Consider the following 4,911-nt stretch of genomic DNA (forward strand, 5'->3'; position numbering starts at 1 on the left):
TCTTTCCATATGTTTCACTTTTCGAAAAGCGAGTATAGTATTTAAATCGAGTTTTAGCCTGATAGGTTTTTCCAGCTATATTTTCACTGTAGGTACCGTGGATTATAAATCCTCCCACGCTTGTATAGTTTTTCTCGTATTTTTCTAACTCAAACTGTCCTGTAAGACCGTAGTTTTGATAAGAACGATGCACAGCTTGCTCAAGCTCAGTTCGACTTGCATGGGCAAACAGCCCCCACATATCCATTAGAGAAAAAATCGGACTGAACACTGTGAAGATTACCATTGGGATCACTATGGATAAGCAACCTATTAATAGCCAATTTCTTTTCTTGGCCTTTCCTTCAGATTTTTTAGCAGTTTTCTGTTTCCTTTTTAAGATTAGAATGAGCAAACCCAAAAGCACTAATACTAATAAAACCAATCTACACTCTCCTTTTACTTTTGACAGTTGTTAACAGGTGTATAGGAGGCTGACAGAAATACTCTTCTCACCTACTAACTTATCCTGAAATCCATAAACTCGTCTGAAACGAGGAGCAACCCTTGTCTCATTATACCACATGAACCATACTGTGAGAAGATGAGAAATACAAAAGAAAACCACCTGAAATAAATTCAGGTGATTTGTGTAATTATGGAAAATCGTTATATTGACTCTCTGCGATTTCAACCATTTTTCTACGATTGTGGCGTTCCTTGGAATCTTTTCCGCCTTGGATATAACGTTCTTTGCGTTCTGCACGTGTTTCAGGTGCTTTCGTATACATATTATCACCGATAGACTGAGCCATACTCGCATCTACACTTCGAAAAGCCTCACCAACTGCTCCTAGAAACTCATCCAAAGAACTAATTGTTGTCACCATCTCCGAAGATAATTTTTTAAGTTCATCAGTCGCATTTTGAATTTGTTCTGTCGCAGAGGAGTCTATCAGATCATAGGCATTATTCTGCAATTCTGCACTCATATCTTTAAAAGCTCCATTCACTCGGCTTAGGTTATCCGAATCAATTTTTTTTTGATTGTTACTCATTTAGAACCTCTTATTCTCCTTTGTCAACCAATATTCGGCGTTGCTTGTTTAGTTCGCGGTCTTTGGCAACATCGTAATACAAGTCAAACTCTTCTTTGGTATTGACTGAATGCTCTTGACCATCCTTACTGAGTTCGGCTGGAATCGTCAATCCTTCGTAAAGATTCGTATTTGCTGGGACAAAAAGCTGATACAAATCAAGAAACTGTGGAACATCTCCGTAAACCTTATCATAATCATACTTAGAATCAATCAAAAGGAAAAACTGTGAATCTTGCTTACTTAATAATTGATAAACTTTAGGCGCAGCTGTCTCCAAAACACTTCCCTTCAATACATCTTGATGAAAGGAAAGTTGATTTTGGCGAAGACTATCATAGTAAGTTTGTAAGATAGTCATCTCTATCAATTTCTCTTTTGAAGAACCTAGATCTACCGACGGAGTTTCAGGATACTGTTGTACTTTTGTGTCTTCCCAATCAATTTGCTTGGTTTCTAAATTTAACCATAACTGCTTTCTCTTAGTAATATACCAATCTGGATTATGAACAGCTATAGGGAGATAATCTTTCCCATTTATTTCTACAATAGCACCTATTGATACTGGAAAATAATTTTCATTGTAGTCTCCTACCAACTGATAGAGGTCTACTTTCGATTCCTCCAATCGTCTATCCCGTATTCGATAGATAGAAAGAGTAAAGTATCCGTCAGATTCATCTTGGGGTCGATTCCTAGCTAAGTTACCAGATTGTACTTTAATATTTAATCGAGTAATATACCTTTGATTAGAAGCGCCATTAGTTCTTGCAAAGCTATCTCCAAAAAGAGGATTATATTTTTGAAATAGTCTATCTTCGTCAGGGTTTAATGACTTCCAATGCACGGCCACTCCCCTGCCATCTTCTAAAAATTCATAAGAATCAATTTCCCATTTTCCTGTATAGTAATCCATATTTTCATATTTTTGGCGTTCTTGCTTGGCCTGCTCTGATTGTTGATAGCTATGATAGCCCCATAGAAGCAGAACACCCAACAGGACAGATCCGACTATTAGTAGTACTTTCTTCATTTCTCTCCCCCTTATTTGCCATATTTCTGTTCGAAATACTCTTGAAAATCTGTGAACGAGTCCCCCCCATAACTTTTTCAACAATAAAAGGAATTGTTTGAATCTGTTCTGGAGTCATATTTTCAATCGTAAGGCCTTCACCATTTGTATGCTCTCCCAAAAGGAAATTTTTCATAGCTAGATCTTTATCAAAGTATTTGTTAATTATTCTATAAGCTCTATCTCTCGAACCCACTTTCTCAAAGTAGCCCATGACACCTTTCTGGTTTAATTCTTGTACCCGTTGGTAAGCTCCATAATCCGCATAAATACTAGAGAATTGTGCAACTGTATCGGTAGCTGATCCTGCCACTTCATGTTCTAATTGCCAGCCCCCTTGACCAACCAAAACATTATAAATATTATTTTGCTCATTCTTTGTTTTGGCTTTAAACTCTGCCACCTTACTTTGTAGCTTAAAGAAGCCTGCTAACACCTCATTGGCAGACTTGCCACCATAATTACCTATTTTTTTAATAAAGGCATTCGCTCTTCCAGAAGTCATCTCATCCAGCATCTCATGTGTATTTTTAATTGAGTCTGTTGCATGTAACTGTGATAAAGAATCTGCAACACTAAAAGTCGCCGCAGCTGCTGGACCACCAATATAGGTTAAAATCGTTTTTATTCCTTCTTTTACGATAGTTTCTTGGAACTCAGCATCCGCTTTCTCATGTTCTTTTTTGATTTTATAAAGTTCAGCCTCATATTTACCAGCCAAAGCTCCGTCAATTCCTTTTTCATGGTGTGATGTATAAGTTTCAAGAGTAGTTTTGGCTGGAACACTAAGCTCATCATAGTCTGGAACCGTCTTAGAACCATAGTGATATATGGACTTTTTACTTTCTTTAACATGTAATTCCCATTCAGGGTTTTCCGTATCATTTAATTTAATAAAGATTTCTTTTCGAGTATATCGAAGTTTTGCATTTGGATCAAAAGGATCATCGTTCCTAAATTGTACACCTGAATTCCCTTCTACTTTTGTTCCAATTTTCAAGATTCGAACCGCAGTCAATAAACCTGATAAATCATTCATCTGACTTAATTTTGTATGATGCTTTTCCATTGTTGCAGCGTCATGCTCGGGATCTTGCTCGTAAGCATACATTTCAGCTATCTGTATTTGTTTGGATATATGTTGCTGTTTATCTAACCTTTCTGAAAAGACATTAACCTTGGATTGATCCGTTTTCCCCATCGCATCTAACAAACGATTTATCTTCTGAGTCCCAATCTCACTTCTATCCATCCAAATAGTCAATTCTTCTGCCAGATTCATGTAGCCCCCATCAGAAATTTTCTCTGGGTCATTCTCCATTATCTTGTCTACATCTTCTAATTTTCCAGAAAGAATCGCTTGCAAGACTTGGGCATCTTCCTTTGTAGTGATTCTAGAAAGATAAACCATATTTGACTCTGTTAGAGTATTATTTTTTATAGCATCAATAATCGTCTGAACTGGTAATGTCGTTACAGTTCTTGCGTTCTGTGTAATCTTTGTCAAGGATTCAAAGGTAGTTGATACCCCTGAAACGCCTGAAGATAGGCTATCATGCGCAGATATAATGCCGCTATGCGTTTCCTTACGTGCTTTGATTTCATCTGCAATATAAGCGTCTGCTTTGGCATCAAAATCTCCCAAATTAGAGTCTCCATCACCCATTGCTTCGATTGCTTCATCAAACAAAGCTACCATTTCATCCTTAACGATACTGATTAGATTACGCTGAGGGGTTCTAAGGGACTCTGTAAGTGTATTAATCGCATCTTCATCAGTATGGGCATGACTGGAAAATCCTAAACCTTTAATCTCCCCAGTAAATGTAAAGACATGCTGCCCATAAGTTCGTATCGCCTCTGGTGTCTGTGAAAAAACAGACTTCTGAATCTCATTCAAACGTTTAAAGAAGGCATTAATGGCAGCCGCTTTTTCCCCTTCTAGATTAGTATTGAACTCACGCATTGTATCGCTTGAGACTTCTTCAAATTTTCCAGCAAATCGGTGAATACTCGTCCCGTAATCTTCTAAACCTGAAATATTTTTTACTTTTACTGTCATCTATCCCTCCTCTATGATGCTAGAGCTGCATTTAATGCATTTCTAGCATTCCTTTCAATATTCTGAGCAGTTAACAAATCCGACTCCAAATTCTGAATCTTCGTACTTAATAACGCGAGTATTTCTCTTTTCTTCGTTAAAATGATTTGCCTCAAAGAATTCAAATCTTCTTTTTCCTGATTTTTTTCGTCATCGTATTTCTCACCCAAGATATTTTCAGAAAGTGTAACAACATAATCAATCTCTGTTGATTTCTTTTTCAATTTATTTTTAATATATTTTAAATTTGAAACTTCGCCACTCAATCGTGATACTTCTGCGGTCGCTTCATATAAAGCTTGAGATAACCCTACTATTTTTTCATAACTAGCCATAGCTATCCTCCTTTTCTATATCATTAATACTTTCATTTTACTTGCCAACCCATCGGAAACATAGTAATGTTCTTGTTCTATTATACCACATGAGGAATAATGTGAGAAGATGAGAAAAGCAAAAGAAAACCACCTGAAATGAATTCAAGTGGCGAATAGTTAGGGGAGCTCATTATAAACAGAGGCATCGTAGATCTTCTGCTGGATTCGTTTCTTTTCTGTATACTCTTGTGGAGAAACTGTATACATCTCATTAGTTTCAATGGAGCCCGCTAAATCGGTATCCATATTTTTAAAAGCTTCCGCAATCTTGTTCATAAAGCCATC

Annotated in this window: 4 protein-coding genes and 1 pseudogene; all 5 read right to left on the minus strand. The window is 36.9% G+C overall.

Annotated features, from left to right (window positions below; genetic code table 11):
• A pseudogene (locus tag GMD1S_RS06580) lies at positions 1 to 424 on the minus strand (hypothetical protein); the annotation flags it as partial.
• A 211-nt stretch (positions 425 to 635) separates the two neighbouring features.
• Positions 636 to 1,037: a hypothetical protein gene (locus GMD1S_RS06585; RefSeq protein ID WP_000069808.1), complete on the minus strand. Its 402-nt coding sequence runs from the start codon at positions 1,035 to 1,037 to the stop codon at positions 636 to 638.
• A 10-nt stretch (positions 1,038 to 1,047) separates the two neighbouring features.
• Positions 1,048 to 2,109, minus strand: a complete 1,062-nt coding sequence (locus GMD1S_RS06590) for a hypothetical protein (protein WP_000756875.1) — start codon at positions 2,107 to 2,109, stop codon at positions 1,048 to 1,050.
• Positions 2,042 to 4,210, minus strand: a complete 2,169-nt coding sequence (locus GMD1S_RS06595) for a hypothetical protein (protein ID WP_000216902.1) — start codon at positions 4,208 to 4,210, stop codon at positions 2,042 to 2,044. Before GMD1S_RS06595 ends, GMD1S_RS06590 begins: the two co-directional genes overlap by 68 nt.
• Before the next feature lie 11 nt (positions 4,211 to 4,221).
• Positions 4,222 to 4,584, minus strand: coding sequence for a hypothetical protein (locus GMD1S_RS06600; protein WP_000179342.1), 363 nt, complete (start codon positions 4,582 to 4,584; stop codon positions 4,222 to 4,224).
• Positions 4,585 to 4,911 lie beyond the last annotated feature (327 nt).

Origin of the sequence: Streptococcus sp. GMD1S (genome assembly GCF_000296875.1) — a bacterium.
Taxonomy (GTDB): domain Bacteria; phylum Bacillota; class Bacilli; order Lactobacillales; family Streptococcaceae; genus Streptococcus.

Excerpts from the sequence above, each read along its gene's own strand:
- GMD1S_RS06585 (WP_000069808.1), bottom strand. The coding sequence starts at position 1,037 with ATGAGTAACAATCAAAAAAAAATTGATTCGGATAACCTAAGCCGAGTG.
- GMD1S_RS06590 (WP_000756875.1), bottom strand. The coding sequence starts at position 2,109 with ATGAAGAAAGTACTACTAATAGTCGGATCTGTCCTGTTGGGTGTTCTG.
- GMD1S_RS06595 (WP_000216902.1), bottom strand. The coding sequence starts at position 4,210 with ATGACAGTAAAAGTAAAAAATATTTCAGGTTTAGAAGATTACGGGACG.
- GMD1S_RS06600 (WP_000179342.1), bottom strand. The coding sequence starts at position 4,584 with ATGGCTAGTTATGAAAAAATAGTAGGGTTATCTCAAGCTTTATATGAA.